We start from the raw sequence: 26,977 nt of genomic DNA on the forward strand, positions 1-26,977 counted from the left end.
CTGACTTCTATCCGAAATAAAACAAAACCCCGACTCATGAAAGAGCCGGGGTTTTGTTTTATTTTATTAAGATTTTAACTCCGTTTGGCGGGTCAGTTCTATTTCAGAATCTTTAATCCCACTGATTCAATTCCAGGCAACTGGTTCTGCCTCATATATTGAAGCAGCGTCACTGATTTTGTTCCTGCTTGAAACTGAAACGGCAAAGTATCATAGAATGTATAAGTACTTCCAAAACCATCTCCTTGGGGTTCTCCAGTTTTTGAATCAAATAATGGGACATTGATCAATTTATTTTCAATGATTACTCCCAATGAATCCTTGCTCAAAACCCTGACATAGCAATTAGAAAAGGTATATTCCTCATTGAATCGAAAGGCAATTAGGCTTGGATGGCCCATTGGTTCAATCTTGCTCAGATCAAATGTAAGGCTGTCTTCGATTCCCCAACTTTGATTGGTCAAAGGCTGGAATTCCTCAAAAATCCGATCTTCAGAGCACGCAAATGATCCCAATAAGGTAATGAAGCAAAGGAAAACAAACGCTTTATTCATTTCCAGATGAATTAGGATTTGGACCTTGGTTTCTTCTAGGTGGGAATTTTTTCTTTCCAGCTGGTTTTCCTTCAGGCCTGCCTTCAGGTTTACTTTCTCCTTTTGGAGTTTGCTGAGGTTTTTTGGCTTCTGGAGTTGGCTTTTGCTTTTTCCCTTCTACTGGAGGCTTCGGATTAGGTTTATTTCCTCCCTGTCTTTTTGGAGGATTTGTTCCTTGTACCGGAGCAGCAGGGTTTTGCTGATTTCGGTTCTTATTCCTGTTATTTCTCTTCTTTCTTCTTGGTTCGCCGCTTGGATTCTGATTCTGCTGAGGTGCATTTTCTTGCTTTGGAGCAGGATTTACACGTTGGCTATTATTTGAATCTTCCGCTTTTTGCGGATTTGAAGATTTCGGATTATTTCTGTTTTTGTTTCTTGGCTTACGTTTTTTCTTTGGGGCATTGCTGGAAGCAAACTTCTTATCCAAAAGCTCTAATTCTCTTGTGGATTTTGCTGCCAAGTCCTCAATATCAGAAGCCTCATTTACCTGTAAGTTAAATACCTTGATGCCTTTTGAATTCAAAGCAAGAATTTCATTGACTCTGTCACAGGTGATGCTATGCCAGTCATTTTCATTGTTGTAGCTAAACCACATCATTTTTCTGAAAATGTCTGTTTTCTGAAGTTTCGCAGGCCCAGCCTCAGTCATCAATGGACGCTCAATTTGAGGAATATCCTTGATGGCATCCATGTAGGTGTCCAATTCATAATTGAGACAGCATTTCAATCTTCCACATTGTCCGCTTAGCTTGCCAGGATTAAGAGAAAGATTTTGATAACGTGCAGCTGAAGTGCTTACATTTTTGAAATCAACTAGCCAAGTGGAGCAGCATAATTCTCTACCGCAAACTCCTAATCCACCAATTCTTCCGGCTTCTTGTCGAAGACTGATTTGGCGCATTTCTACTCGAATTCTGAATTCTCCTGCAAGAACTTTGATCAATTCTCTAAAATCAACCCGATCATCAGCAGAGTAATAAAATGTAGCTTTTGAGTTGTCTGACTGATATTCGATGTCAGACATTTTCATTTTTAGGCCAAGCTCATCGACGATTTGCTTGCATCGATAAAGAGTAGGTATTTCTCTATTTTTGGCTTCTTGCCATTTTTCAAGGTCTTTTTCAGTGGCAATACGATAGATTCTAAGAATCTCATCATCATTTTTGATTTTACGCTTTTGCATCTGAAGGCGTACCAATTCACCTTGGAGAGATACATATCCGATGTGATGACCATTTGGTACATCCACCACGACTGGATCTCCAGTAGTCAAAGGCAAATAGTCTACGTTTCTATAGTACTCTTTTCTGCCTCCTTTGAATTTCACTTCTACGATATCAAAGGTATCCACCTCAGGAATTCCCATGTGACTTAGCCAGTCGAAGGAATTCATTTTATTGCAATCGCTCGTTCCGCAACTCCCATTATTTTGGCAGCCGCCGGATCCTCCAGAAGAGGTAGAGCAAGTTGTACATCCACTCATAAGTATATAGTTACAGGATCGTAATCCTGGGTAAACTTGGGTTTATTTCATCAGTTTCAAGATATCTTGTCCGATATCTTTTCTGTAATACGCCTTTTCCCAATGAATATTTTCAACTGTGGAAAAAGCATTCTTTAAAGCTGCATCCAAAGATTTTCCCATCCCGGTAATAGCCATGACACGGCCTCCTTGGTTGACTAATTCCCCTTTGTCATTGGTAGAAGTTCCTGCATGAAAAACGATCGTTTGATCCGCTTTTTCGGGAAGGGAAATGGGAAATCCTTTTTCGTAAGATTCAGGATATCCACCACTTACCATCACGACAGTTGTGGCATAATCTGGGGAGATTTTGAGGTTATAATTTTCTAATGTTCCTGTACCGATTCCAACCAGCAAATCCACAAAATCACTTTCTATTCTTGGCAGAACAGCTTCGGTCTCAGGATCACCCATTCTTACATTGTATTCGATGACGTAAGGTTGGCCTTCATAATTCATCAATCCGATAAACAAGAAACCTTTGTAAGGAATGTTTTCCTTTGCAAGGCCATCTACCGTAGGTTTGACTACGAGTTCTTCAACCTTTTTCATGTAAGCTTCATCCGCGAAAATCACCGGACTCACAGCTCCCATTCCTCCAGTATTTAATCCAGTGTCGCCTTCACCGATTCTTTTATAATCTTTTGCCTCCGGCAAAATCTTGTAGCTTTTTCCATCAGTAGCCACAAAAACAGAAAGCTCAATTCCATAAAGGAATTCTTCAACAACAACTTTTGCAGATGCCGCACCGAATTTTTGCTCCAGCAGCATTTCCTTAAATGATGCTTTTGCCTCATCCAAAGTCTGGCAAATTAAAACGCCTTTTCCTGAAGCCAGTCCATCGGCTTTCAGAACTATAGGAAGTTTTTGTGTGTCCAAATAGGCAAGACCTGCATCGATTTGATCTGCAGTAAATGTCTCATAAGCAGCAGTTGGGACATTGTTTCGCTGCATAAATCTCTTGGAGAAATCCTTGCTACCTTCCAAAGTGGCTCCTAATTGAGAAGGACCAACCACTGGGATTGCAGTCGTTTCTTTTTGATTGAGAAGATAATCTACTACTCCTTTTACAAGAGGTTCTTCTGGTCCTACGACTACCAATTCGATGGAATTTTCAAGAATGAAATTCTTTATTCCTTCGAAATCAGTAATAGAAAGGTTGATGTTTTTGGCAATAGCAGCAGTTCCTGCATTCCCCGGTGCAACGAAAAGTTGCGAGCATTTTGGACTTTGTACAATTTTCCAAGCAAAGGCATGTTCTCTGCCCCCGCTTCCTAATAAGAGTATATTCATTGACTCAATTCTAGTTAATTGGCATGCTCGGAGATAAACTTAATCCGATAGACCCGCAATTCATCCTCTGCAAAATCCTCATCTTCAAGTTCCTCCAATGCCTCTTTAATACGATCGGTTTCTGCATTCATGAAATAATCATGGAGTAGATCTTCCCGATCTTCATCCATGATATTTTCGATGTAGTAATCGATATTTAATTTTGTGCCGCTATAGATGATCTGCTCGATTTCCTGAAGAAGTTCAGACATGCTGATATTCAGGTTTTCGGCGATCTCATCCAAGTCGATCTTACGATCAATCTGTTGAATGATCGTAATTTTTATTTTTGATCTTGATCCTGCTGATTTCACTACCACTTCCGAGGCGGTCTCAATCTCATTTTCTTCCACATAAGTAGAAATGATTCTCAGGAACGAAGCTCCAAATTTAGCGACTTTTCCCATACCAACACCGTTGATTTGCGCGAGCTCTTCTCTGGTGGTTGGATATACTGTCGCCATCTCTTCCAAGGATGGGTCCTGGAAGATCACATAAGGTGGTAATCCTTTGGATTTTGCTACCTTTTTTCTTTCTGCCTTTAGCAGTTCGAAAAGTTTCTCATCATATGCAATTCCTGCTGAGATCTCCACGTCAGGAGTATCTGAAGCTGATTCTGCTTCGTATTCATGATCCTTGTAGAGATTTACTGAATAAGGAGCTTCCATAAATGCTTTGCCTCTTGGAGTGAGTTTTAAAACTCCGAAAGACTCAATGTCTTTCTCCAAAAAGTCAAAAATCATTGCTTGGCGAATGATAGAGGTCCAATATTTTTCGGGCACCACTTTACCCTTACCAAACACAGGAAGCTGATCATGCTTGTAACTGGTGACATATTCATTGGATTCGCCTATGATTACTTTTACTAAATGCTCGATTCCAAATCGTTCATTTGTCTCCATAGCCGCTTCTAATGCCGTTTGGATATAGGACATGCCTTCGAAAATCTCCCGCTCTCTCTTACAGTTATCACAATAGCCACAGTCTTTCTCAAAAGTCTCCCCAAAATAATTCAGGATAAACTTCCTTCTACAAACTCCAGTTTCTGCATATGCTGCCATTTCCTGAAGCAGTACTCTGGCGTTTTCCCGCTCTGTGACCGGCTTGTCTTTGTTAAATTTATCCAGCTTGACGATGTCTTCATATCTGTAAAACATCAAACAATGTCCCTCCAGTCCATCGCGACCGGCTCTTCCGGTTTCCTGATAGTAACCTTCTAGCGATTTTGGAACATCATAATGGATCACATAACGGACATCTGGTTTATCAATGCCCATCCCAAATGCAATGGTGGCTACAATGACATCAAGTTCTTCATTTAGGAAATCATCTTGATTTTTTATCCTAACAGCAGAATCCAAACCGGCATGGTAAGGAGCAGCATTTATTTGATTGACTTGGAGCAGTTGGGCTATTTCTTCCACTTTCTTTCTGCTCAGACAATAAATAATACCGGATTTGCCTTTATGGGACTTAATAAATTTAATCAGATGCTTTTTGGACTCGTTTTTAACCTTCGGCCTTACTTCATAAAATAAATTTGTTCGGTTGAATGAAGACTTAAATAAGTCTGCTTCTTCCATATGAAGATTTCGCTGGATATCCTGCTGCACTTTGGGTGTAGCCGTAGCAGTCAATGCAATAATCGGCAAGTTTGGCGCAATTTGCGCAACGATAGACTTGATCTTCCGATATTCAGGTCTGAAGTCATGACCCCATTCGGAAATACAATGTGCTTCATCAATAGCCACGAAACTTAAGTGTGCCGATTTCAGGAAAGCAATGTTTTCTTCTTTGGTCAAAGACTCAGGTGCTACATAAAGTAGTTTGGTTTTCTTGCTGAGAACCTCACTTTTGACTTTGGTAGCTTCTGATTTGTTTAGTGTTGAATTTAGGAAATGGGCATTTACACCAATTGCATTGAGCTGATCGACTTGATTTTTCATCAAAGCGATCAATGGTGAAATGACTATCGCGGTGCCGTCAGAGACTACAGCGGGTAACTGATAACACAACGATTTTCCTGCTCCCGTCGGCATAATGACGAAAGTGTTCTTTTGGCTAAGCAAGTTGTCTACGATGGGTTCTTGATTCCCTCGAAACTGACTAAATCCAAAGATTTTCTTGAGTTCTGATTTTACTTTTTCTTCCACTTGAAACAGGTGCTTTATAGGGTGTACCGTGCCTGTAAACAGGAATGATTCATTACTTTTATACCTTTGTACGAATTTACTGATAAACGCAGGTAAAATTGAATTTAGCTAAAAATATTAGAAATACAGCCACCAGAGTATTGCAAAATGAGGCGAATGCTATTTTAAATTTAATAGAATTTATAGATGGCGATTTTGAGTCTTGTGTGGATAGGATTCTTCACTCCTCTGGGCGCGTAGTCGTGACAGGTGTGGGTAAAAGTGCCATTGTTGCCAATAAAATAGTGGCTACATTAAACTCCACTGGGACACCAGCACTTTTTATGCATGCAGCAGATGCCATTCATGGCGACCTGGGTATGATTCAGGATGAAGACATTGTGATTTGTATTTCGAAAAGTGGGAATACGCCTGAGATTAAAGTTTTGGTTCCTTTGCTGAAAAAGTCAGGATCCGTCCTTGTTGCTTTGGTCAGCAATACTCAAAGTTATTTGGCGGAGCATGCGGATTTTGTTCTCAATGCGACAATAGGAGAAGAGGCTTGCCCTCATAATTTGGCTCCTACAACCAGCACTACAGTGCATATGGCGATAGGAGATGCTTTGGCAGTTTGCCTTCTTGAAGCAAGAGGTTTTACTTCGGATGATTTTGCCAAGTATCACCCTGGAGGTTCTTTGGGGAAACAGTTGTATCTTAAAGTCAGTGATTTGTTGAGCAAGGACCAGTTGCCAATGGTTCAGGAAGATTCTGATTTGGCAGCGGTAATTGTCGAGATATCAGGTAAAAGGCTTGGTGCTACCGCGGTGGTGAATGCTGAAGGGGATTTGAAAGGAATAATTACGGATGGAGACTTACGAAGAATGCTAGAGAAATCGTTGGATATTCAACGTTTGAAAGCTTCCGATATTATGACTGTTCATCCCAAAACGATTTCAAAAGATGAGTTTGCCATTCGTGCGCTGAATCTGATGAAAAATCACAACATTACACAGTTGGTAGCAATGGATGGAGAGAAAATCGCAGGATTTGTTCATATTCATGACTTGATGAAAGAAGGCATCGTATAAACCCGAAATGCAGATAAAACCATATATAGTAATTATGGCAGGGGGCATAGGCTCCAGATTTTGGCCATATAGTCGGAATAACCGACCGAAGCAATTTTTAGACATTCTAGGCACAGGAAGGACTTTGCTGCAAATGACTTTTGATAGATTTCAGGAGATTGCAAGTACCGACAGAGTTTTTGTGGTCACCAATCAGGATTATTTGGATTTGGTGAAAGAGCAATTACCAGAACTGGATGACAAGCAGATTTTGACGGAACCATTGCGTAGAAATACTGCAACTTGCATTGCTTATGCTACTTACAAAATCAATAAAATAGATCCTGATGCCACTATGGTAGTGGCACCGGCGGATCATTTGATTACCCAGGAAAAGAAGTTTCAGATTGCGATCGAAAAGGCAATTGCAGGTGCACAAATCGATCAACGATTAATCACGTTGGGCATTAAACCAAATCGTCCAGAAACAGGATATGGATATATTCAGTATTTGGAGGAAGATGATCAAGAGATTTATAAAGTCAAAACCTTTACAGAAAAGCCAAATCTAAAACTTGCCAAAACCTTTTTGGAGAGTGGTGATTTTGTGTGGAACTCAGGGATGTTTGTCTGGAAATTGAAAAGCCTGATTGCTGCTTTTGAAAAATATATGCCTGATGTGGCTGAAGTTTTCATTGAAGGAAACGAGTATTTCGGTAAGGATGACGAAAGAGATTTTATAGATCGGGCTTATTCTCTATTGAAAAACATTTCCATTGATAATGGAATTATGGAGCAATCAGATCAGGTTTTTGTGATCCCTACAGAATTTGGATGGTCTGATTTAGGTTCATGGCATAGCTTGTATGAACTGAAGAAAAAAGACAAGAAAAATAATGTGGTGGAAGGAAATGCCATCCTTTATGACACGGAAAACTCCTTTGTCAAAGTCAATAGCGATAAGCTGGTGGTTGTTCAAGGTTTGGATAATTACCTGATCAATGAATCTGATAATGTGATTTTGATCTGTAAACTCGATGCTGAGAAAAAATTCAGGGAGTTTGTGGCAAATGCTAAAAAGAAAGGGAAGGATTTTGTTTGACCTTCCCTTTGAGAATTTATTTTTTTCGCTGCCTCATGGCTTCGTAAATGGCCACTCCAGCAGAGACTGAAACGTTTAAACTTTCAATTTTGCCAAGCATCGGAATCGATACTTTTTCATCTACAATCCCCATCAATTCATTGGAAATTCCATCTTCTTCCGAACCCATAACCAAAGCAACAGGGGAGGAGAAATCGGCTTCGTACATGTTTTTGGTAGTTTTTTCTGTAATCGCTACCAAAGTCAAACCGCTTTTCTGAAGATCTCTACAGGTATAAAATAGGTTTTTCACTCTCGCAACAGGAAGAAAATTCAATGCCCCCGCAGAAGTTTTCACAGCGTCAGAATTGATCTGCGCACTTCCTTTGGAAGGAATTACGATGGCATCCACTCCGGCACATTCTGCAGTTCTTGCGATAGCCCCAAAGTTTCTTACATCCGTGATTCGGTCCAAAACCAAAATCAATGGTGCTTTTCCAGCATTGAAGCATGTTTCGATGACATTGTCCAGGGAAGCATATTCAATGGAAGAAATATAAGCAACCACTCCTTGGTGATTTTTACGCGTTACCCGGTTAAGTTTCGCATCTGGAACTCTTACGACAGGCACGCCATCCGCTTTGCAAAGCTTCAACAATTCTTTGATTAAGTCATTGTTCAATTCTTTCTGAACCAATACTTTATCAATCTCTTTGCCCGCATGGATTGCCTCCATGACCGCTCTTGTACCAAAAATAAAATCTTTTTCGGATGCTCCTTTGTCTATCAAAAAGCCATCTTTCCGCTTCTCCATATGGAAATGTTTTTGAACCAAACTGGCTGATAAGCCCTAGAGCGGTTCAGCGAGTAATAGTGTGGGGTTAGAATATTCTTTACGCGGACAAAAGTAAAGCGAATTTTCGAACTCTCATTCAATCCTCCGTAAGACCATACTTCCCGGTCAAGATAAAAGTTCACTTCAGTAGGTGGACCCATAACAGTATAGACCATTCCACGGTCTGTCTTCCAACCTTCTTTAAAGTCTGTAAATAAGATGTTTGCGAATTCTATCTGTCGGAAATATTCTCGGATCAGATCCTTTGCTAGGTCAGGATTTCTAGTGAGGTTATACCAATATTCATCCAACGCTTTCTTTTTATCCTCCGCCAGTAAGAGCGCTTCATGCTCTTTTCTGGTGGAAATGTAAGTAACCATCTGAATCATTTCTTCCCAGTCTTTCACTTTTGGAAAGGCTTCATTTGTGGTTTTCAAAAGAAGACCAGCACCTGAAGAAGTATCACTTTGATAAAAATAATAGCCTTCATTCTCTAGACTTTCCGGTACATTAGTAAGAAAATCACCGTTATCTACAACTTCCAATTCCTTAGGCACAGAAGCCGGTTTGGTTTCCATAGGAGGAAATGGCACATCAAATGTAACCGGATAATAAAACTCATGAATGCTTGGTCCAGATACTGATTTAAAAAGCAGTGACTGGCCTTTGGTAATGAAGTTTTGATCGAAAGGAATATCATTGGCATAATAAGCACCAAAATTAGGTTGCTCAGATACAAATGGACTTTTCAAATCAATGTGATAATAATATTCATCACCTTGTCTTGTATCTAATACTGTTAATAAGGCTACAGCTATTTCTTGATCTGAAGGAACTGTGACAGTTTTTTCAAAATACCAATGTCGGTCCGTATCGTATTTGAGATCGTTTTGCGTAAGAAGATTCACTTGATCATCAGAAATATCCTCTTCATAGCTGTTCAAGACCATATATGAAAAGCTGAAGGTATTGAAACTCGGGTTTTCTTCGATTTTCTCCACCGCCATCTGCAATTTATACTCCGTATCACTTTCCTTAATAGGGATGATTTTCAGACCTATTCTTGAATATCTAGAGTATCGAAGCGCTTGATTTAAATTATTCAGCTTCTTCTGTGAAAATCCTGGATTGATTGCTCCAAATACCAGGAATAAAAAAGTTAAAATGATGTTTGTTTTAAGCTTCATTGGGTGATCATATCGGGTTTTAAAAATTAACCTTACTTTTGCCAAAATAGTAAAATTTTGTATGGCTACCTATACAACGGAAATTGCATCCGACAAGTTAATCAGTGACAATCCTATTCATCAACGTTTGCTGAAGGCATACATTGCCGCGCAGCCCTGGATTTCTGGCAAATTGCTGGAAGTAGGTTGTGGTGAAGGAAGAGGAGTGGAAATATTATTGCCTCATGCAGAAGGTTATTTAGGGATCGATAAGATTCAGGAAGTAATCGATATGCTAAGAGCGAAATTCCCTAAAGTCGAATTTCAACAGGCTGTTATTCCTCCATTTCATGGAATTGAAGATAATTCCTTTGATACTGTGGTGAGTTTTCAGGTGATTGAACACATAGAGAACGATAAACTCTTTCTCGAAGAGATTTACAGAGTGCTGAAACTTGGAGGGAAAGCGATTATTTCTACACCCAATATCAATCATACGCTATCTCGAAACCCCTGGCATGTCCGGGAGTATACCCCTCAGCAATTGATAGATTTATCGAAATCTATTTTTGATAAAGTGGAGGCAAAGGGTGTCGGAGGAACTGAGAAGGTTTGGAAATACCATCAGGCAAATCGTGAGTCTGTTCAAAAAATCATGCGATTCGATATTTTTGACTTGCAGCATAAATTACCTGCTTCAATTCTAAGAATGCCTTATGAGATTCTAAATAGGATGAATAGAAATAAACTTCATAAACAGAAGTCAACGAATTCGGTGGAAATTACCCACGAAGATTATCCGATTGTAGAGGATCCAAAAGAAGGGTTGGATTTATTCTACATTTTGCATAAAAAATAAAAAAGAGGCTGTTTCAAAAGTCTATAACTTGTCAGCCTGAGCGGAGTCGAAAGCTTAAAGAAACGAAATCCTAAAATTTCGAAATACGCTATTTTCGCGGTTCCAGTATTCAATGAAACAAAAATAAAAAAGAGGCCTTGGCCTCTTTTTTTATCTTCTATCTATTTGGTTTGGCATGTCCTCAGGTCCCATGTAATCCGTGAGTCTTGCTCTGAGCTCATCAGCTTTTTCCTGATAGCCTCTTTCTTCTAACAGAGGAATAAAATATCTCACCATTTCTATAGAAATCATCATCTCACGATCATAATCTCTATTTTCTCGAGTGTAGAATTCGATCATATCCAATGACTTTTTGGATACTTTATCGATGATATCCAAAGCTTTTTCTTCCTCACCTACTTCGAAGAATAAAGGAACTGATTGTCCGCTGGAAAGATCATAAGGAATAGCTTCATTAGGCATTACTTCCAAACCGTAATTTAGTAGTTCAGCAGCTTTGTCCATTTCATTCTGATCCAGTAGAGCAATGGCGATTGAGTTCAAAGCACTTCTGTGGTTAGAAGCAAACCTTCTATATTCTTCATCCAGATAAGCATTTGGATCATCCATTCCTCTAAAGGCGAATTTTTCCATGTAGTTTTTATAGGCCAAATCTGCATTGACCAATTCTTCTCTGATGAAATCAGGCTTCTGAACAGGTAGCAATCGATAAGTCAAACCTTCATTCACCACATGATCTTCCAGATCAATTCCGATGGTCGAAAGGGAAGTGTTGTTGAAGTAAATCGGTCTATCCCAATTATTAGTCGTGATCAAATCGATCAACATCAATGTTCCTTTTGTCAGGTATTGACCCTTCACTCTCAAGTTGATCTGTGGAGTGAATAATGGAGCAAACTCTTCAGGAATGATGTCTTTATTTGCAACAGATGCACTATCTATATCCAGAATCAAATTTCTGGAAGGAACCATGTTTACCACACTTTTGCCTCCTGTGTTGACATTCAATCTTGGATCTGCATCATTGAGTAAGTTCAGATAAGCTCTCACCGAAATAGCAGAATTTGGTTTGTCATCCCCAGTTACATAAAGGACGTCATTTGTGCCCTTTTGATATCTGGATTCATCCAAGCTAAATGGTAATGCCTCTGATTCATTTGCAGACTTCGCCATTTGCTCCACATACCAGTCGGTATCAAAGTAACTCAATACAATCACTCGCACGTCAGTTCGGAAACCTTCTACCTCCTGTACATACCATAGAGGGAAAGTGTCATTATCTCCACCGGTGAAAAGTATCGCATTTGGGGCACAGGAAGCCAAGAAGTTTCTAGCAGAATCCACTGAGAAATATCTGCCTTTTCTATTGTGATCATCCCAAGTCTGGCTGGCTACTAAGCCAACCACAGGCAATGTCAATAAAGTGGCTATCACCCCAGCAGTTGCTAGGTTCTTATTCATTTTTCCAATACCATGAGCAATTCCCATGACACCCATTCCAATCCAGATTGCAAAGGCATAAAAACTACCTACATAAATATAATCACGCTCTCTCGGCTCCACCGGAGGGGAATTCAGGTAAAGTACCAATACTACGCCCATCATCAGGAAGAGCATCAAATTGACATAAAAGGATTTTGGATCATACTTCGCCTGGAAGAACATACCGATAACTCCAAGCAATAATGGAAGCATCAGGAAGTTATTATGTCCTTTATTTTCTTTGATGTAGTCTGGGAATTTGTCAGAAAAAGCATCTGTGATTCCGATCCAAGGAGCATCTGAGAAATCACTTTCCCTACCGGAGAAATTCCACATAAAGTAACGCCAATACATCTTGCCAAGCTGATGCTTAAACATAAAGTAAAGGTTATCACCAAAGGTTGGGTCTTGTCCTTCGCGTAAGCCAAGTACCCTTCGGTAAATTTGTTTGTGATTTTCCTGAGTTGAATAAATTCTTGGAAGGATAGTAGTTTTTGTCGGGTCATAGATGTTTTCCAATCCATAATCCACAATCTCATATTTATCCTTGCCTTTCATATAAACTGGATCACCTTCTACTTGATCTACCAGTTTGGCAGTGAAGTATTGACCATGTAATAAAGGTCTATACCCGTATTGTTCTCTCTTTAGATAGGATACATAGCTGATGATATCCTTTGGAGCATTTTCATTGATAATTGGGTCCTGATTAGCTCTGATCACGATCAATGCATAACTGGAGTATCCGATCAGAATGAAAACCAATGAAAGTAATGCGGTATTTAACGTTGCATTTTCCTTGCTTCTGGAATACTTGTAAGCAAAATATAAAGCCGTAAAAAAGGCAATTGCAAAGAAAATGATCCCTGACCCAAAAGGTAATCCAAGAGAATTCACAAAGAAAATCTCCATGGAACCTGCAAGGCTTGGAAGCCCAGGGATGATAAAGTTATTGATAATAATCAAGGCCAAACCACCTGCAAACATAGCTGCGATTGCACCTTTAAGATTTGGCTTTTCGTATTTTTTGAAATAATAAATCAATGCCAAAGCAGGTAGTGTCACCAAATTCAGCAAGTGAACTCCAATCGAAAGACCCACCAAATAGGCGATGAAAATCATGAATTTATTCTCTTCCCTAGGATCTTTGATCACATCCCATTTCAAAAATGCCCAAATAACGATGGCTGTGAAAAAGGATGACATGGCATAAACTTCCGCTTCTACAGCCGAAAACCAGAAACTGTCACTGAAAGTATATAATAAAGCACCTACAATGCCGGCACCCATCAATGAGATCACTTGGCCTTTGCTTTCTTTGCCTTCTTCGATCTTATAAAGTCTTCTTCCAAAAAGTGTAATGGACCAAAACAGAAATAAAATTGTAAAGGCAGAAAATAAGGCACTTCCAATGTTCATCCAATGCGCTACTTCCAAACCATCTCCTAAAGCCAAGAATCCAAACATCCTGTAAACCAATAGGAAGAATGGCGCTCCCGGAGGGTGGGGAACCTGAAGTTTGTACGAAACCGCAATAAATTCTCCTGGATCCCAGAAGCTTGCAGTTTGTTCTGCAGTCAAAATATATACGATCGCGGCTACGGCAAAAACTACCCAGCCAGTTAAATTATTGATTTGCTTATACTTGAGCATTAATTCTGGATATTAGACTGGCGAAAATAAAAAAATAATCGCCAACTGAGGATTTTTTAGCACTTTTTAAAAGTTACATCAAAGTCTAAAATTTTCTCTTTGTGATAAAAATTACTGTGTCGAACTGATTGGGTCTTTACTTTTGTTATGAATTTTAAAGCTAATAGTCATGAATGCACAACCAAAAACCTTTCAGCAGTTGATTGATGGAGACCAGCCGGTGTTAGTGGATTTTACTGCCACTTGGTGTGGACCTTGCAAAATGATGCATCCTATTTTGGAAGATACTTCCAAACAAATGGGTGATAAAGTAAAGATTGTGAAAGTAGATGTGGATAAAAATCCTCTGGCAGCGAGTAAATTCCAAGTAAGAGGAGTGCCTACCTTGATTTTGTTTCAAAAAGGAAAAATTCTTTGGAGACAATCTGGAGTGGTTCCGGCGCATCAATTGGTGAAAACCATTGAGTCCTCAATCATGAGCAAGGCTTGAAGCTAATGTGACAATTGTCATTTAACAAAAAGTCATTCTAAAGTACCTTTGAGAAAGTTTAAATAGAAATCTGAAAAATTACACATATGAAAATCGAACAAATTTATACTGGATGTTTAGCTCAGGGAGCATATTACATCGAATCAGATGGTGAAGCAGCAGTTATAGATCCATTAAGAGAAGTTCAGCCTTATATCGAAAAGGCAGAAAGAAGAAATGCGAAAATCAAGTATGTTTTTGAAACGCATTTCCATGCTGACTTTGTCTCTGGACATCAGGACTTATCCAAAAAGACAGGCGCGCCGATTGTTTACGGACCAACAACCATGAAAATGGGATTTGATGCCATCGTTGCAGAAGATGGACAGGAATTCCAGATCGGAAAAGCTAAAATCAAAGTTTTGCATACTCCTGGACATACCATGGAGAGTTCTTGCTACTTGCTTTACAATGAAGAAGGAAATCCAGAAGCAATTTTCACCGGAGACACTTTATTTATCGGAGATGTGGGAAGACCTGATCTAGCACAGAAAGTGGTAAAAGATCTAACTCAAGATAAATTGGCAGGACACCTTTATGATTCTTTGAGAAACAAAATCATGCCTTTGCCAGATGATTTGATCGTATATCCAGCTCACGGAGCAGGATCTGCCTGTGGCAAAAACATGAGCAAAGAGACTTCTGATACTTTGGGCAATCAAAAGAAGACCAATTATGCTCTTCAGGAAATGACCAAAGAGGAGTTTATTAAAGAAGTTATTACAGGTTTGACACCTCCACCGGCATATTTCCCTCAAAATGTAATGATGAACATTCAGGGATATGACAGCATCGATGAGGTTTTGGAAAGAGGTGTGAGACCTTTGAATCCAACAGAATTTGAAGCTGCAGCAAATGAAACAGGAGCGTTGATTCTTGACACTAGAGCACCTCAGACATTTGCTAAAGGATTTGTGCCTAATTCAGTAAACATCGGTATTGATGGAAGTTTCGCTGTTTGGGTTGGAGCAATGATCCCGGATCTAAAGCAAGAGATTTTAGTAGTAGCGGATGAAGGAAGAGAAGAAGAAGTGATCACCAGACTTGCCAGAGTAGGTTATGATTATGCATTGGGTTATTTGAAAGGCGGAATCGAAGCTTGGAAAAATTCTGGTCATGAAATCGATCAGATACAATCTATCTCAGCTGAAGAGCTTGCTAAAAGACATGCAGAGAACCCTGATTTAAATATCCTTGATGTCAGAAAAAACAGCGAATACCTTTCAGAACATGTATTGGATGCAGAAAATGCACCTTTGGATTACATCAATGAAAGCATGCTCAAGGTAGATAAGGATAAGACCTATTATGTTCATTGTGCAGGTGGATATAGATCGATGGTATTTAACTCTATTCTTAGAGCTCGTGGATATGATAATTTGATCGATATCGATGGTGGATTTAAAGCCATCAAAGAATCTGAAAAATTCAAAGTATCAGATTACGTTTGTCCGACTACCTTATTATAAAAATTAAGAGAGATTTGCTTAATCCCAAAATGGCAGGTCTTCGGACTTGCCGTTTTTAGTTTATGATTACCCTATGTGATAAAAGTCACATAAACGAACTGGATTTTACCTATCCTTGTTTGAAGTCCTTTTAGGTAAAATATTGACAGTTAGTTAAATAGTTATCAATTAATAATTTATAAATGAATCAATTTATCGACTGGATTTCCCAGCCTTGGCCATGGTATGTGGCTGGACCTTTGATCGGGTTAACCGTGCCGACATTGTTGCTGATCGGGAACAAAACCTTTGGTATTTCTTCCTCATTGAGACATGTATGTGCCATCTGTGTGCCTGCCGGGATTCCCTTCTTCAAGTATAACTGGAGAAAAGAAATGTGGAACTTATTATTTGTGCTTGGAGTGCTTGTAGGAGGATTTATAGCTACGAATTTTATTTCCAATCCAAATGACATCGTGATTGCAGAGCAGACCAAAGCTGATCTTAGTGCTATTGGCATTACGAGCTTCTCCGGTTTAATGCCTACCGAGATCTTTGACTGGAACAATCTATTTACAGCAAAAGGACTGTTGTTCTTTGTATTTGGAGGTTTTTTAGTTGGATTCGGAACCCGTTATGCCGGAGGCTGTACTTCTGGACATGCAATTATGGGGATCAGTTCTTTACAATGGCCTTCTTTGCTAGCTACCATATTCTTTATGATTGGAGGATTTGTGATGACTCATCTTTTGATGGGACCGTTGATGAGTTGGGTTGGATTTTAAATAAAACAGAAGATGATAACAGTAGAAAAAGAAAGACCAGTGGAGGTTTGTGATGCGCCAAACTCCCAAGAAAATTTAGAAAAAGGATTATCTCTTTTGAAGTACATGATTATTGGTGTGCTTTTCGGAATTGTATTTGTAAAAGCTGAGATCATTTCATGGTTTAGAATTCAGGAAATGTTCAGACTTCAGTCATTTCATATGTATGGGGTGATAGGATCAGCAATCATCACAGGAATAATTTCTATCCAAATCATCAAACGATTTGGGATCAAGACGATTTCAGGTGAAAAAGTAAATATTCCAAATAAGGAATTCAGAAAAGGTCAGATTATCGGAGGATTTATTTTTGGATTAGGCTGGGCAATTACTGGGGCTTGTCCTGGACCTTTGTTTGCACAGATAGGTAGTGGATTTACCGTGGTATTTGTGACCTTGTTATCCGCAATTGCCGGTACATGGGTTTATGGAAGATTTTCGCATAAAATGCCGAACTAAGAATAAATTGAAATCAGTGAGAGCCAACTTCTTATTCGGAGTTGGCTTTTTTTTTTAATCAAATACTTTTTTGATGATAAATCTTATCAAAAATATGATGGTGAGGATGATGGTTCCTACGATGACAAATTCCATGGGTAGATTTTTTACATTAACTGACGAGGAGGGAAATAGTTTCATCGGCAATTGGGGTAAAAGTACAGCTTATTGAAGTAATCTTTCTAAATTTCGGAACCTATCGACCTATTCGACTTTATGAATTCTCTTTCCAAACGCAGAGTGGCCTTAGGGGCCTTTTTCTTTTTTGTGGGGCTTTGTTTTGCTTCTTGGGCTGCAAGGATTCCGGACATTCAGGCAAAGTTTGATTTATCGGAAGGTCAGTTGGGTACTTTGTTGCTTTTTCTTCCATTAGGTTCGGTTATCGGTTTACCCATAGCAGGATGGGCAGTGCACCAGTTTGGTAGCAGGATTGTCATAATGGTAGGTGCTGTTTCTTATGCGCTCACATTGCCTTTAATTGGACTTGCTCCAAGCACTTGGCTGCTCGTTCCGGTTTTGATTCTCTATGGAATGCTGGGAAATACTATGAACATTTCCCTAAACACTCAAGCTTTAAATCTGGAAGACCAAATGGGCAAGAGTATCCTCGCATCATTCCACGGGCTTTGGAGTATGGCAGGATTTACCGGAGCTGGGATTGGTGCTTTGATGATTTATCTGGGATTTTCTCCTGCGGCACATTATGCTGTAGTTGCCGGAATTTCATTTGTTATCATCTTCTCTGCTCAGAGTTATATTATCAAAGAAAAAGCTGCTTCTGCAGATGGAGGTTTGGTGCTTAAAAAACCTGACGCTTTGCTTCTTCGAATCAGTTTGATTGCTTTTCTAGGGATGATGTGCGAGGGCTGTATGTTTGACTGGTCGGGAGTTTATTTCAAAAAAGTGGTAATGGCGGACCCTTCTTTGATTGCTTTAGGGTATGTGGCATTTATGGGAACCATGGCCTCAGGGAGGTTTTTAACAGATAAAATCGCTGCCAGATATACCAAAGTTGCCGTGATTCAGGTGAGTGGCTTATTGATTTTTGCCGGCTTGACATTGGCTGTTGTTTTCCCGACTGTAGGAGTTGCAACCTTTGGATTTCTTTTGGTAGGATTGGGAGTAGCTTCCATAATTCCTCTTTCATACAGCATTGCAGGGCGCTCAAAATTATATGCACCAAGTGTTGCCTTGGCATTGGTGTCCACCATTTCCTTTTTTGGGTTTTTACTTGGCCCTCCATTGATTGGGTTTGTGGCAGATTTATTTAATTTAAAAACATCTTTTGCGATGGTAGCTGTGAGTGCACTAGGGATCACCGTGCTTTCCAGTTTCCGCAAAGCTGTTTTCTTAATTCCTCAGAAAGTTAAGCCCATGCCCAAGCCATGAGTCATGTCGATACATTTCAGTTTTCAAAAGATTTTGAAATAGTTTCTTTTCAAGTTCACCCAGATGGCAAAATCAGGTTGAGCTGCGTGGCTGATTTGTTTCAGGAGACATCTTGGGGACATGCTGATTCGGCAGATTTTGGAAGAAATCTGATTGAGGAAAATAGAATGTGGGTTTTGTCCCGAATGGACTTTCATTGCTTTAATTTACCTTCTTGGGATGATCATGTCAGGGTATATACAGCTGGGAGAGGAGTTGAAAAGCTCTTTGCTTTTAGGGAGTTTATCATGTGTAATGAAAAGAATGAGATCCTTGCCCAGTGCATGACATCCTACCTTTTGTTGAATATGGAATCCAAAAGACCTGTTCGTCCCGAAGGTGTTTTACCAAATCATCTTTTTGATCCGCTAGAAAAGCCAGAATGGCAAGCTGCCAAAATTGTTCTGGGGGGTGAATTGATTGATTCGGAAAAGTTGAAAGTAAGGTATTCGGATCTTGATTTGAATAATCATGTGAACAATACCAGTTATATTCTTTGGGTTGAAAACATCCTAAAAGAGCATAAAATTGTGAAGCCTAATTTATTGATCAACTTTCAGGCGGAATGCATGTTGGGGGATATGATAGAAATCAAAACTTATAGCAAAGATGATCGCTATATTTTTCAAGGCTTGATCGGTGATAAACTCGTTTTTCTGGCAGAAGCCTATTAAATTGATGAAATCAAGCGGGATGTGATTCTTGTCACAGCTTTGGAGTCCATACTTCAGCATTTTTGTAGCTTGATATTGCACTATGAAAAAGATTGGTAAACCTTTCCTTCAATTGATTACACTTTCCATGAGTCTTCTGGCTTTGGCAAGTGTATTAGTGGGAGTTATAGCCCTTGTTCTCTTTTTTTCTTACTCTGGAGTGAATCTTCCTTCCTGGGAAGATGAACCTGTTCTTGCCCAAGTAGAAATGGTCAAGCCAGTGAGTAAAGCATTAATGGATCCGGTAGGAATGTGGCAGGCTCCCGATTGGACTCAAGTGGATCAAGAAGAAAATGCAGAACTCATCAAATACGGAAGAGATTTAATTGCCAATACGTCAGAATACCTCGGACCAAATGGGAAGGTCAAAAAGATCTCCAACGGGTTGAATTGTCAGAATTGCCATCTTCAGGCAGGAACAGTTCCTTTGGGAAATAACTATTCTGCCGTGACTAGTACCTATCCAAAAGTTCGTGGTCGCTCAGGGATGTCAGAAGATGTCCAAATGAGAATCAACGGATGCTTTCAGCGAAGCTTGAATGGAGATGCGCTAGCTAATGACAGCAAGGAGATGAAAGCTATGGTAGCCTATATGGATTGGCTGGGTCAAGGTGTGCCAAAAGGCGAAAAACCAATAGGAGCAGGAATTTATCAATTGCCATATTTGGACAGAGCTGCTGATCCTATCAAAGGAAAGACGGTTTATGAAAAAGAATGTGTAGCCTGTCATATGAGTGATGGGCAAGGCTTGCCAAAACCAGATGGAACCGGATACACCTATCCTCCTTTGTGGGGCGAGCACAGTTACAACCAAAAAGCTGGTTTATTCAGAGTGTCACGCTTTGCAGGTTATGTAAAAGCAAATATGCCATTTGGTGCTACTTATGAAAATCCGATTTTAACTGATGAGGAGGCTTGGGACGTGGCAGCCTATGTGAATAGCCTTGACCGCCCTGATAGGGACTTTCCAAAAGACTGGCCAGATATTTCCAAAAAGCCAATAGATCATCCCTTTGGACCCTATGCAGATGAGTTTCCCGAACAGCAGCATAAATTCGGTCCATTTAATCCTATCCAAGAAGCCTTAGCCAAAAAGAAATGAGAAACTTAATACTGGGATTTCTCCTGGTGCTCTCATTCTTTGCCAAAGCTCAAGTTCCTGAGAAAAAGCTAGAAGTAGTACCGGATATCCATTTCCGAATGTTTTGGATGAGCACCAGCTATCCAACTGATTTTAAAAATGATTTTGCGCTTGGCTCGAGTTTGAACCTTGGCACAAAACTCACGTTTGCAGAAAATTTACAGCTACATGTAGGGTATAGAGTGTATGGCAACCTGTGGAGTTCTGAGCTGACTCAACCTGATCCTCTTTCTGGACTCGGTAATAGATACGAAGTAGGATTGTTTGACCTTTTGAACCCAGAGGATAAGTTTTTTGGAAAGTTGGAAACACTTTCTTTAAGTTACTCAAAGGCCAATTGGGGAGCAAAAATTGGTCGAATGGGGATAAATTCTGATTGGATCAATGCACAGGACGGTAGGCTGGCGCCAACAGCCATAGAAGGTATTCATACTTGGTTCTCTCCAAATTCCAATTGGGAAATCGGTCTTTGGGGAATTAACAGAATTGGTGTGAGAGGTACTTCCAAATGGCTGGGAATAGGAGAGTCCATAGGTGTTTTTCCTGTGGGAAGAGATGTGAATGGAAATCCTTCAAGTTATTCGGGAAATACGTCAAGCGATTGGATAGGAATTCTTGAGGTATCTCATGAGATAGAGAATTTTGGTGAAGTCAGTTTTTCTGAAACGCTGGTGGATAATATTTCAAACACCCTTTGGGGGAAACTAGAGAGGACTTGGTTGACGAATAATAAAGGTAAAATCCTATCTGGGATTCAGTTTGGATTTCAACATGGAATAGGTGAAGGAGGGAATCCTGATCCGGTTTTTCAATACAAAAACCCTTCAGATAGAAACTGGGTGGTTTCTGGGAAGTTGGGATATTCTGTAAAGAAATGGAATACCAGCATTAGTTATTCCCATCTTGGAGGTAATGGAAGATGGCTTAGTCCAAGGGAATGGGGCAAAGATGCTTGGTATACTTTCATTCCAAGAGAAAGAAATGAAGGGTTTGAAAGCATGGATGCCTTGGTTTTTTATGCAGAATATAAATTAGAGGAAAGCGGTCTTAAGCCCTATGTTTATTTTGGTCTTCATTGGCTACCAGATGTCTCAGATTCACAGGCAAACAAATATGCATTTACTTCTTATAGACAAATCAATCTAGGACTGAAATATCAGCCAAAGGAGCTTAAATCGTGGGATCTGCATCTAATTGTGATGAACAAAGAAGCATTGGGAGAAGTAAATCTGACACCAAGACAACGCTACAATAAACTGGAAATGATCCATGTAAATGTGATGGTAAACTGGAGGCCATTTCAATGATTTTTCAGCCCAATTCGGAATAATAAATTCTGATTATGAAGTTCTTATTGTATTGCAATTAGGAATTACCAATTAATAGACAGACCTTTGTCCCAGTCAGGACATCACTTAAATAATTCGAACCTGATCCTTGAAGTAAAGTTAGCGTTGATTATCAACCTGCTTAAGTAGCAAATTCAAGAGTTTTCCCTTACGATTACCTAGGTTTTAATTCTCTCCCTTTTCTACTTTTTTAATTCAAACATGGCCCAAGGCTATTTTTAGAATTAAAACCTGCAGTAAAAATCCTCCCAAACAGTACCAGAAACACCCAATAAGTAAACCAAAATAAGACTCTATTAAAACTATAAGATTCTCAGAATCAAATCTCTCAGATTTCTCTGTCGCTCTCAAATCTCGGGTTTATGGACATTTTAAGTCCACTAATAAATCAAAGTATGCCAACAAGGAAATGGTCTTCAAGACTGTCATCCTTACTTCTCTATTCTTCATCCCTCAAATCCTGATTATTTCCGGTTTCGTAACAGAAACATGGCAATTATTTGGTTGTTACATCTTGTCCGCATTTGGAATGTCGGGCATCGGGATGGGTGTTATGCATGATGCATGTCATGGATCTTATTCCAAAAATCCATTTGTCAATAAAATGGTAAGCTATACCTTAAACATGGTTGGAGCCAGTTCTGAGGTATGGAGAATACAGCACAATGTCTTGCATCATAGTTATACCAATATCCATGAGCATGACGACGATATCAATGCTCCATTCTTTTTGAGATTTTCTCCGGAAGCTGAGCAAAATAGACTGCATAAATACCAACACTTATATGCTTGGTTTTTCTATTCTCTTTCTACTCTTTCCTGGGTGACTGCCAAAGACTTTATCCGTCTGAAAAGGTATCACAATAAAGGTTTGGTTAAAGGGGAGAATGGTTACAGAAATACGCTATGGACAATTATCGCTTGGAAGCTTGTCTATTTCGCATTCATTTTAGGATTGCCTTTGTTATTTGCTCCATTTCCATTTTGGATGATTTTATTGGGATATGTAACCATGCACTTTGTGACTGGATTTATCATTACAATGGTATTTCAAATTGCGCACATTGTGGAAGACGTTAATTTCCCGGTTGCTGATGAAAACGGAAATGTAGAAGGTGAACGAATCCTACACCAATTAGCTACCACATGTAATTTTTCACCAAACTCGCGAATCATTACCTGGTTTGCAGGTGGATTGAATTACCAAGTAGAGCATCATTTATTCCCAGACATTTGTCACGTACATTATAAGACCATTGCTCCGATCGTAAAAGCCACAGCGGAGGAATTTAACGTGCCTTATTATTCCAAGCCCAATTTTTTAATGGCTGTTTTAGATCATTTTAAAATGCTCTACATACTCGGAAATACTCCGAAGTTGGAGTCACAAAAAGCTTGAAATAATGAATAATACAAGAAATAGAAATACTAAACCTAGTGCTGGACCTAGACCAAATCGAGGCCCAAGACAAGTTCAGAAGAAGAAGGAATCTACTTTAGATCCTAACTTGCTGATCAAAAAAGCTAAGCCTACTGGTCAAAAAGGATTTCAGTCTAAAACTTCTTTTGCAAGTCTGAATTTGGCAAATGGAGTTCTTAAGAATCTGGAAGCCAAAGGTTATGTCAATATGACCAATATTCAGGAGCAGTCTTTAGAGGCTTTGCTGGATGGTAGAGATCTTTTGGGTATATCCAATACCGGTTCCGGTAAAACCAGTGCCTTTTTGATTCCGATCATTGAGCATGCTTTGCAGGATCCTAGGCAGTTTACTGCTTTGATCGTGACGCCTACCAGAGAATTGGCGCTTCAGATCGAGGAGGAATTCAAAAGCCTGAGCAAAGGAATGAATCTTCATTCTGCCACATTCATCGGAGGTACCAATATCAATACTGATATGAAGATGCTAGGAAGAAAGCTACATGTCATTGTAGGTACTCCAGGAAGATTGCTGGATCTATATGACAGAAGGCTTTTGAAGCTGAATCAGGTCAAGACCTTGGTCTTGGATGAGTTTGACAGAATGCTTGATATGGGCTTTGTCAATGATGTGAAGAAGTTGGTAGGAGCGATGAGTCAAAGACAGCAGACGATGTTGTTTTCAGCGACTCTGGAACCAAGTCAAAAGAACTTAATCAATAGCTTGTTGAATAATCCGGTGGAGGTGAAAATCAATTCCGGTGTGACTACCAATGAGAATATTGAGCAAGGGATCATTCGAGTGCCTGAGGGCAAAGATAAGTTTGTAATGCTAGAGGATCTATTTAAAGATCGTGCTTTGGAGAAGGTGATAATTTTCACTGAAACAAAGAGACTGGCAGATAAAATCAGCAAAAAATTGAATCAGTCAGGAGTAAAATCGGGATTGATTCATGGAAATAAATCTCAAAATTTTAGAAATAAAACCATTGAGCAATTCAAATCTGGTGAAACCAGAGTGTTGGTAGCAACTGATGTGGCTGCCAGAGGTATAGATGTGGCTGATGTTTCCCATGTGATAAACTATCAGCTGCCCATGACAATGGATAGCTATATACACAGAATCGGAAGAACAGGCAGAGCTGGGAAAACAGGTCACGCCATCACATTTGTCAACTAAAATAACTGTATGTCAAAAAATCAAAATAGCTTCATTAAGAAGCAAAAAGCAGAATTAAAGAAAAGAAAACAAAAAGAAAAATTTGAGAAAAAGTTAGAAAGAAAAGCACAGCCAAAAAGCGGTGATTTGGATGACATGATCGTCTACATAGATCGCTTCGGTAATTTCACCGATACTCCTCCAGAAGAGGAACCAGTAAAGAATACAAAAAATCAAAATCAAAGTAATAAAAACACAAGAACAACAAATTTTAAATCAAGAAATCATGAATGAAGGAACAGTAAAATTCTTTAACACAACAAAAGGCTTTGGATTCATCACACCATCTGACTCTGACGAGGACGTTTTCGTACACCAGTCTGGTTTGGTTCACGATATCCGTGAAAACGATAAAGTATCGTATGAATTAGTACAAGGTAAAAAAGGCGTTAACGCTGTGAACGTAAAAGTGATCAAATAAAGAAAATAGGGATGGGTTTTTCCCGAACCCGTTTACTTTTTGATACAAAAACACCTGCTTTCTTTTGAAGGCAGGTGTTTCTTTTTTTAATGCTTTTTAGATTAATAGGAGTATTTGATGGCGTTTACCAAATTGGCACCTGAGGCAATGGCATCAAGGTTTTGGAGGGTAGTTTTCGCTATTTCTGCCAAGGCTTCTTTGGTTAAAAATGCCTGATGTCCAGTGATCAATACATTTGGGAAAGTCATCAAGCGGGCGATTTGCTCGTCCATGAGGATTTCTTCAGATAGGTTCTTGAAGAATAAATCCTCTTCCTGTTCATAAACATCGATCCCGAGATATCCGATTTTTCTGCTTTCCAAAGCTTTGATCACAGATTTGGTTTCTATCAAAGCACCTCTACTGGTATTGATCAACATCACTCCATCGGGCATTTGCTCTATCGTACTGGCATTAACCAGATGCTTGGTGCCAGGTGTAAGTGGGCAATGGAGCGAAATGATTTGGCTTTGGGATAATAACTCATCTAGAGTTAAATATTCCACTCCCAAGGTTTTGAGAGACTTATCTTCTATCAGGTCATAGGCGAGAACTTTGCATCCAAAACCAAGAGCGATCTTGATAAATGCATGCCCTATTGCGCCTGTTCCTATAATTCCCACAGTTTTGCCATTCAGGTTAAAACCTGCTAAGCCTTCCAAAGAATAGTTATTGTCTCGGATTCGGTTGTATGCTTTGTGAGTTTTGCGGCTTAAAGTCAGGATCATCGCAAAAGCATGTTCGGCCACAGCTTCTGGGCTGTAAGCAGGAACACGGCAGATTTTAAAACCAAGTTCATCCGCCTTTTCCAGATCTACTTGGTTGTAACCAGCGCATCGTAAAACGATATTTTTTACCCCAAGCGTATTCAGTTTCTTAAGGACAGAAGCATCCAAATGATCGTTTACAAAGGTGCAAATGGCATCAAACCCTTTTGCCAGAGAGACGGTATGCTTGTCTAACTTAGCTTCGAAATATGTGAAGTCATGTGCATGTTTTGGAAGAATTAAATCAAAGCTCTCGCGGTCGTAAGATTTAGTGCTAAAACATGCAACTTTCATAGCTAATTAAGTTTGACTTGATAGATTGTAAATCTAGTAAATTCTTCCTCTATCTCGGTGTTTTCAGGTTCTTGAACTAACAGTTTGCGGTCTGGTAGAATGGTGATAATCGTACCGGGAATTCCTGGTATTTCTGATCCTACCTGTTTTCCATCTTTAAAAATAAGAATTCTTTGTTCAGTTGCATCCTGTGAAGGGAAATATGGTGAATCTTCTGAATTTCTGGATTCAAATTCCGACTCGGTAATACCCGTGAAATACTGTAAGATATACTCCCCATTGCCCAAATTAAATAATTTTTGATTTCTTGCTGATAACCTTCCAAGGTTTTGTGCTTGAGGATCATCTGGAGCAGATTCCATAGGCACGGGATTATAGGTGATAAATTCAGAATAGCTAATAGGAATAGTTCTTTTCAAAGAATAATCTGGGAGATTATAAATCAAGATTTCTGGATCCAATTCCTGTACTACTGCCAGTTCTTGGTTTTTTTGATCCACAAAAAAGGATTTACCCATCACACCTTTGTATATGGATTCAGATTGTTTATAAACAGAATTTGGCTCAAATGGAACGACAGATCTCACAGATCCAGAAACTAGGTTCAGCTCATAAAAATTTTGAAGGGTGTCTTTCCCTTCTTGATTATGAATAAGGTAGGATGCAGAGAGGTAATTGCTTGGCCCCACAAGTAACATGGTGGTGTCATTTCTCTGAAAATAAGGAGTCTTTCCTAAAGGCATATTTGCTCTAATTGGAAGAGGAGACATAATTCGGTATGAATGAATGGTTTCATAATCTGAATTTAAGGTCATGACCTGAAATGGTAGCTCCAGGATCCTCTCTTTATTTGGTCCGAATGCTAAACCAATAGGATTCCAGTTTCCATAATTACCTGGGCCATCACCTTTTTTGTGAATACGCTTAATAATTTCCCCTTCTGAAGATATTTCTAAAATGTCATCTTCAGAGACTGCATATCCCAGATAAATATCTTCTTGTTCACTATAGTCTCGGATCACTACGCGGGTAAAATTATCTACCCGGAAGGAATCTGTTTTTACCAATTCGTAAGATTCTTCAACACGTTCTGTTGATTTTTCTGAGCAACTGATTCCTACAAAAATTGGGATTGCAAAAATAGCGGGGTTGATTCTTTGAGTCATGT

Annotated in this window: 25 protein-coding genes; 16 read left to right on the forward strand and 9 right to left on the reverse strand. The window is 39.4% G+C overall.

Features of this window, described 5'->3' with window-relative positions:
• Nucleotides 1-98: 98 nt before the first annotated feature.
• The 4 genes from FHS59_RS15235 to recQ are packed head-to-tail and all read right to left on the reverse strand — an operon-like array spanning nucleotide 99 to nucleotide 5,600.
• Nucleotides 99-554: a gliding motility lipoprotein GldH gene (locus FHS59_RS15235; protein WP_184496282.1), complete on the reverse strand. Its 456-nt coding sequence runs from the start codon at nucleotides 552-554 to the stop codon at nucleotides 99-101.
• Entirely contained in the window at nucleotides 547-2,076 is a 1,530-nt protein-coding gene (gene ricT, locus FHS59_RS15240) for a regulatory iron-sulfur-containing complex subunit RicT (protein ID WP_184496283.1), read from the reverse strand. Before ricT ends, FHS59_RS15235 begins: the two co-directional genes overlap by 8 nt.
• A 42-nt stretch (nucleotides 2,077-2,118) precedes the next feature.
• On the reverse strand, nucleotides 2,119-3,408 hold the full coding sequence (purD, locus tag FHS59_RS15245; RefSeq protein WP_184496284.1) for a phosphoribosylamine--glycine ligase: 1,290 nt from the start codon (nucleotides 3,406-3,408) through the stop codon (nucleotides 2,119-2,121).
• A gap of 14 nt (nucleotides 3,409-3,422) precedes the next feature.
• Nucleotides 3,423-5,600 (reverse strand): DNA helicase RecQ, encoded by a 2,178-nt coding sequence (gene recQ, locus FHS59_RS15250; RefSeq protein ID WP_184496285.1) that lies wholly within the window; start codon nucleotides 5,598-5,600, stop codon nucleotides 3,423-3,425.
• A 98-nt stretch (nucleotides 5,601-5,698) separates the two neighbouring features.
• Between recQ and FHS59_RS15255 the strand changes: the two genes are divergently transcribed.
• Nucleotides 5,699-6,667 (forward strand): KpsF/GutQ family sugar-phosphate isomerase, encoded by a 969-nt coding sequence (locus FHS59_RS15255; RefSeq protein WP_184496286.1) that lies wholly within the window; start codon nucleotides 5,699-5,701, stop codon nucleotides 6,665-6,667.
• Between the two features lie 7 nt (nucleotides 6,668-6,674).
• Nucleotides 6,675-7,748, forward strand: a complete 1,074-nt coding sequence (locus FHS59_RS15260) for a mannose-1-phosphate guanylyltransferase (protein ID WP_184496287.1) — start codon at nucleotides 6,675-6,677, stop codon at nucleotides 7,746-7,748.
• A 16-nt stretch (nucleotides 7,749-7,764) separates the two neighbouring features.
• Here FHS59_RS15260 and rlmB read toward each other — a convergent pair whose 3' ends face one another.
• On the reverse strand, nucleotides 7,765-8,541 hold the full coding sequence (rlmB, locus tag FHS59_RS15265) for a 23S rRNA (guanosine(2251)-2'-O)-methyltransferase RlmB (RefSeq protein WP_184496288.1): 777 nt from the start codon (nucleotides 8,539-8,541) through the stop codon (nucleotides 7,765-7,767).
• Nucleotides 8,514-9,749, reverse strand: coding sequence for a GWxTD domain-containing protein (locus FHS59_RS15270; protein WP_184496289.1), 1,236 nt, complete (start codon nucleotides 9,747-9,749; stop codon nucleotides 8,514-8,516). The genes rlmB and FHS59_RS15270 overlap by 28 nt, the downstream gene beginning before the upstream one ends.
• Before the next feature lie 61 nt (nucleotides 9,750-9,810).
• Between FHS59_RS15270 and FHS59_RS15275 the strand changes: the two genes are divergently transcribed.
• Nucleotides 9,811-10,587, forward strand: a complete 777-nt coding sequence (locus FHS59_RS15275) for a class I SAM-dependent methyltransferase (protein WP_184496290.1) — start codon at nucleotides 9,811-9,813, stop codon at nucleotides 10,585-10,587.
• Nucleotides 10,588-10,737: 150 nt separating this feature from the next.
• On the opposite strand, the gene FHS59_RS15280 is transcribed toward FHS59_RS15275, so the two are convergent.
• Complete coding sequence (locus tag FHS59_RS15280) at nucleotides 10,738-13,722, reverse strand: glycosyltransferase family 117 protein (RefSeq protein ID WP_184496291.1); 2,985 nt, start codon at nucleotides 13,720-13,722, stop codon at nucleotides 10,738-10,740.
• Between the two features lie 169 nt (nucleotides 13,723-13,891).
• Between FHS59_RS15280 and trxA the strand changes: the two genes are divergently transcribed.
• From trxA to FHS59_RS15345, 13 genes are all read left to right on the forward strand, one after another.
• On the forward strand, nucleotides 13,892-14,212 hold the full coding sequence (trxA, locus tag FHS59_RS15285) for a thioredoxin (RefSeq protein WP_184496292.1): 321 nt from the start codon (nucleotides 13,892-13,894) through the stop codon (nucleotides 14,210-14,212).
• Between the two features lie 86 nt (nucleotides 14,213-14,298).
• Nucleotides 14,299-15,720 carry an MBL fold metallo-hydrolase gene (locus FHS59_RS15290; RefSeq protein ID WP_184496293.1) on the forward strand — a complete coding sequence of 474 codons (1,422 nt, stop codon included), beginning with the start codon at nucleotides 14,299-14,301 and terminating at the stop codon, nucleotides 15,718-15,720.
• A 182-nt stretch (nucleotides 15,721-15,902) separates the two neighbouring features.
• Nucleotides 15,903-16,484, forward strand: coding sequence for a YeeE/YedE family protein (locus FHS59_RS15295; RefSeq protein WP_184496294.1), 582 nt, complete (start codon nucleotides 15,903-15,905; stop codon nucleotides 16,482-16,484).
• Between the two features lie 12 nt (nucleotides 16,485-16,496).
• Complete coding sequence (locus FHS59_RS15300; RefSeq protein WP_184496295.1) at nucleotides 16,497-16,982, forward strand: DUF6691 family protein; 486 nt, start codon at nucleotides 16,497-16,499, stop codon at nucleotides 16,980-16,982.
• Between the two features lie 73 nt (nucleotides 16,983-17,055).
• On the forward strand, nucleotides 17,056-17,193 hold the full coding sequence (locus FHS59_RS15305) for a hypothetical protein (RefSeq protein WP_184496296.1): 138 nt from the start codon (nucleotides 17,056-17,058) through the stop codon (nucleotides 17,191-17,193).
• A 44-nt stretch (nucleotides 17,194-17,237) separates the two neighbouring features.
• Complete coding sequence (locus FHS59_RS15310; RefSeq protein WP_184496297.1) at nucleotides 17,238-18,410, forward strand: MFS transporter; 1,173 nt, start codon at nucleotides 17,238-17,240, stop codon at nucleotides 18,408-18,410.
• Complete coding sequence (locus FHS59_RS15315) at nucleotides 18,407-19,123, forward strand: acyl-[acyl-carrier-protein] thioesterase (protein ID WP_184496298.1); 717 nt, start codon at nucleotides 18,407-18,409, stop codon at nucleotides 19,121-19,123. Before FHS59_RS15310 ends, FHS59_RS15315 begins: the two co-directional genes overlap by 4 nt.
• A gap of 82 nt (nucleotides 19,124-19,205) precedes the next feature.
• Nucleotides 19,206-20,264, forward strand: a complete 1,059-nt coding sequence (locus tag FHS59_RS15320; protein WP_184496299.1) for a c-type cytochrome — start codon at nucleotides 19,206-19,208, stop codon at nucleotides 20,262-20,264.
• A complete protein-coding gene (locus tag FHS59_RS15325) occupies nucleotides 20,261-21,610 on the forward strand; it encodes a hypothetical protein (protein WP_184496300.1) in 1,350 nt (449 codons plus the stop codon). Before FHS59_RS15320 ends, FHS59_RS15325 begins: the two co-directional genes overlap by 4 nt.
• Nucleotides 21,611-22,061: 451 nt before the next feature.
• Complete coding sequence (locus FHS59_RS15330) at nucleotides 22,062-23,051, forward strand: fatty acid desaturase family protein (RefSeq protein WP_184496301.1); 990 nt, start codon at nucleotides 22,062-22,064, stop codon at nucleotides 23,049-23,051.
• Between the two features lie 4 nt (nucleotides 23,052-23,055).
• Nucleotides 23,056-24,249, forward strand: a complete 1,194-nt coding sequence (locus FHS59_RS15335; protein ID WP_184496302.1) for a DEAD/DEAH box helicase — start codon at nucleotides 23,056-23,058, stop codon at nucleotides 24,247-24,249.
• A gap of 9 nt (nucleotides 24,250-24,258) precedes the next feature.
• A complete protein-coding gene (locus FHS59_RS15340) occupies nucleotides 24,259-24,522 on the forward strand; it encodes a cold-shock protein (protein ID WP_184496303.1) in 264 nt (87 codons plus the stop codon).
• Nucleotides 24,515-24,709, forward strand: a complete 195-nt coding sequence (locus tag FHS59_RS15345; RefSeq protein WP_074224850.1) for a cold-shock protein — start codon at nucleotides 24,515-24,517, stop codon at nucleotides 24,707-24,709. The genes FHS59_RS15340 and FHS59_RS15345 overlap by 8 nt, the downstream gene beginning before the upstream one ends.
• A 101-nt stretch (nucleotides 24,710-24,810) precedes the next feature.
• On the opposite strand, the gene FHS59_RS15350 is transcribed toward FHS59_RS15345, so the two are convergent.
• Complete coding sequence (locus FHS59_RS15350) at nucleotides 24,811-25,809, reverse strand: 2-hydroxyacid dehydrogenase (RefSeq protein ID WP_184496304.1); 999 nt, start codon at nucleotides 25,807-25,809, stop codon at nucleotides 24,811-24,813.
• Nucleotides 25,810-25,811: 2 nt separating this feature from the next.
• Nucleotides 25,812-26,975 carry a hypothetical protein gene (locus tag FHS59_RS15355; protein WP_184496305.1) on the reverse strand — a complete coding sequence of 388 codons (1,164 nt, stop codon included), beginning with the start codon at nucleotides 26,973-26,975 and terminating at the stop codon, nucleotides 25,812-25,814.
• Nucleotides 26,976-26,977 lie beyond the last annotated feature (2 nt).

The sequence above is a fragment of the Algoriphagus iocasae genome, from assembly GCF_014206875.1.
Lineage (GTDB): Bacteria > Bacteroidota > Bacteroidia > Cytophagales > Cyclobacteriaceae > Algoriphagus > Algoriphagus iocasae.

Bases quoted from the DNA above. Each gene is read 5' to 3' on its own strand.
- FHS59_RS15330 (WP_184496301.1), top strand. From the start codon at position 22,062: ATGGTCTTCAAGACTGTCATCCTTACTTCTCTATTCTTCATCCCTCAA.
- FHS59_RS15305 (WP_184496296.1), top strand. From the start codon at position 17,056: ATGATAAATCTTATCAAAAATATGATGGTGAGGATGATGGTTCCTACG.
- FHS59_RS15270 (WP_184496289.1), bottom strand. From the start codon at position 9,749: ATGAAGCTTAAAACAAACATCATTTTAACTTTTTTATTCCTGGTATTT.
- FHS59_RS15315 (WP_184496298.1), top strand. From the start codon at position 18,407: ATGAGTCATGTCGATACATTTCAGTTTTCAAAAGATTTTGAAATAGTT.
- FHS59_RS15335 (WP_184496302.1), top strand. From the start codon at position 23,056: ATGAATAATACAAGAAATAGAAATACTAAACCTAGTGCTGGACCTAGA.
- purD (WP_184496284.1), bottom strand. From the start codon at position 3,408: ATGAATATACTCTTATTAGGAAGCGGGGGCAGAGAACATGCCTTTGCT.
- ricT (WP_184496283.1), bottom strand. From the start codon at position 2,076: ATGAGTGGATGTACAACTTGCTCTACCTCTTCTGGAGGATCCGGCGGC.
- FHS59_RS15355 (WP_184496305.1), bottom strand. From the start codon at position 26,975: ATGACTCAAAGAATCAACCCCGCTATTTTTGCAATCCCAATTTTTGTA.
- FHS59_RS15320 (WP_184496299.1), top strand. From the start codon at position 19,206: ATGAAAAAGATTGGTAAACCTTTCCTTCAATTGATTACACTTTCCATG.
- FHS59_RS15295 (WP_184496294.1), top strand. From the start codon at position 15,903: ATGAATCAATTTATCGACTGGATTTCCCAGCCTTGGCCATGGTATGTG.
- FHS59_RS15350 (WP_184496304.1), bottom strand. From the start codon at position 25,809: ATGAAAGTTGCATGTTTTAGCACTAAATCTTACGACCGCGAGAGCTTT.
- FHS59_RS15345 (WP_074224850.1), top strand. From the start codon at position 24,515: ATGAATGAAGGAACAGTAAAATTCTTTAACACAACAAAAGGCTTTGGA.
- FHS59_RS15290 (WP_184496293.1), top strand. From the start codon at position 14,299: ATGAAAATCGAACAAATTTATACTGGATGTTTAGCTCAGGGAGCATAT.
- rlmB (WP_184496288.1), bottom strand. From the start codon at position 8,541: ATGGAGAAGCGGAAAGATGGCTTTTTGATAGACAAAGGAGCATCCGAA.
- FHS59_RS15340 (WP_184496303.1), top strand. From the start codon at position 24,259: ATGTCAAAAAATCAAAATAGCTTCATTAAGAAGCAAAAAGCAGAATTA.
- FHS59_RS15235 (WP_184496282.1), bottom strand. From the start codon at position 554: ATGAATAAAGCGTTTGTTTTCCTTTGCTTCATTACCTTATTGGGATCA.
- FHS59_RS15300 (WP_184496295.1), top strand. From the start codon at position 16,497: ATGATAACAGTAGAAAAAGAAAGACCAGTGGAGGTTTGTGATGCGCCA.
- trxA (WP_184496292.1), top strand. From the start codon at position 13,892: ATGAATGCACAACCAAAAACCTTTCAGCAGTTGATTGATGGAGACCAG.
- FHS59_RS15310 (WP_184496297.1), top strand. From the start codon at position 17,238: ATGAATTCTCTTTCCAAACGCAGAGTGGCCTTAGGGGCCTTTTTCTTT.
- FHS59_RS15275 (WP_184496290.1), top strand. From the start codon at position 9,811: ATGGCTACCTATACAACGGAAATTGCATCCGACAAGTTAATCAGTGAC.
- FHS59_RS15325 (WP_184496300.1), top strand. From the start codon at position 20,261: ATGAGAAACTTAATACTGGGATTTCTCCTGGTGCTCTCATTCTTTGCC.
- FHS59_RS15280 (WP_184496291.1), bottom strand. From the start codon at position 13,722: ATGCTCAAGTATAAGCAAATCAATAATTTAACTGGCTGGGTAGTTTTT.
- FHS59_RS15260 (WP_184496287.1), top strand. From the start codon at position 6,675: ATGCAGATAAAACCATATATAGTAATTATGGCAGGGGGCATAGGCTCC.